The sequence below is a fragment of the Pseudomonas sp. CM25 genome (genome assembly GCF_013179705.1).
Classification (GTDB): Bacteria; Pseudomonadota; Gammaproteobacteria; order Pseudomonadales; family Pseudomonadaceae; genus Aquipseudomonas.
This window is the reverse complement of sequence record NZ_JABMCW010000637.1, coordinates 1-1,376: the sequence shown is the minus strand read 5'-3', so window position 1 is coordinate 1,376 and position 1,376 is coordinate 1. Positions and strand designations below refer to the sequence as shown.

Sequence of the window (1,376 nt, the reverse complement as noted above, 5' to 3'; positions counted from 1 at the left end):
GTCCGGCCACAGCGACGGGCGCAGGTTGGGGTCGAACGAGATGCTGCGCCCGGCTGCGCGCATGGCGTCCACCAGTGCGTGGGACAAGGCCCTACAGCCCTCCGACAGCGCCAGCGGGATGCCGGTGGCGTGCAAGTGACGGGCCTGCAGCAAGCCTGGGGCCACGTGCGCTGGCGACAGCCGGCTGGCCGCCGAGCCGCGGCGGAAATACTCCACCGCCGGGTCACTGCCATCGTCGCAGCGGGCCTTGAGCTGGAAGCCGGTGGGGCAACTGGCGTCCACCTCGACGGCGGAGCAGTCCAGGCCTTCGCGGCGCAGGCTGTCGAGCACGAAACGGCCCAGCGAATCGTTGCCTACACGGCTCAGCCAGCGGACCTTGAAGCCCAGCCGCACAAGGCCGATGGCAACATTGCTGTCGGCGCCGGCAATGCGCTTGCCAAACTGGCCGGCACTGGCCAGGTCCCCCGCCTGCTCAGCGACGAACATGGCCATGGTCTCGCCGAAGCACAGCACGTCTTGCTCATGCATGGCTCAGCTCCCCGGTCGATGCCGCCTGCAGCCCCAGCAGCGACAGGTCGCGCACCTGAGCACGGGTCAGCGTCAGCAGGTCGTCGCTGACCAGCGGGTACTCGACGGCGCGCACCACACCCGGGGCGAATTCCGCCATGAGCCCGGCCCACTCCCGCAGGTCGGCTGCTTGGGGTGGTACGGCAGCCAGACGACCATCGGCCAGGCGCTGAACGGCTTTGCAGTGCACATAGCGCACCCACCGGCCAAGTTGGCGCGCGGCTTGTGCTGCAGGCTCGCCCTGCCACTGCCAGTTACCAATGTCGAAGGTCATGCCCAGGCCCAGCCCAAGCTGGTCGGCGCGCTGCAAGAAGTGCTGCAGCGGTTCGATACGACCGCCTTGGCGAGTCTGGTCGTTCTCCACCAGCAGCAGCGGCCCGTGCACAGGCAACAGCGCTGCCAGGGCGGCCATGTCGCAGCGCTCATGGTAGTGCCCCAGCGAAACCTTGAGCGCTACCGCCCCCAGGGCGTGAGCAGTGTCCAGCTTGTGCGTCAATTGCGGGTCAGGCAGGCCTTGCTCGGTCCACAGTTCAAGCGGTGTGGAATACAGGCACTCCAGGTCCAGCGCGGCAATGACCGCACCCAGCGCTGCTGCGTCGGGAGTAGTGGCGAACAACTCTTCGCGCAACTCGACACGGGCGACGCCGGCGGCTGCCAGCAGGTCAAGAAACTGCTCCTGGCCACGTTGCCGGACAAAGTCGGCGCCATAGCTGGAGAGGCTGATGGAAACGGGGTTCGCGTGCATTGTTGTTGTCCTTATGAAACCGGTTTCATTTGTTGTCGACAGCAGGCACGCCAATGCCTGCCAC

The 1,376-nt window shown here is 66.9% G+C and carries 2 protein-coding genes; both read right to left on the bottom strand.

All coding sequences use genetic code 11. The features are described from left to right. Positions 1–528 (bottom strand): sugar kinase (locus tag HP546_RS30255; protein WP_172233551.1); only part of this gene is annotated, 528 nt, incomplete at its 3' end. Further along, positions 521–1,312 (bottom strand): AP endonuclease, encoded by a 792-nt coding sequence (locus HP546_RS30250; protein ID WP_172233548.1) that lies wholly within the window; start codon positions 1,310–1,312, stop codon positions 521–523. The genes HP546_RS30250 and HP546_RS30255, both read right to left, overlap by 8 nt. Positions 1,313–1,376: the final 64 nt, after the last annotated feature.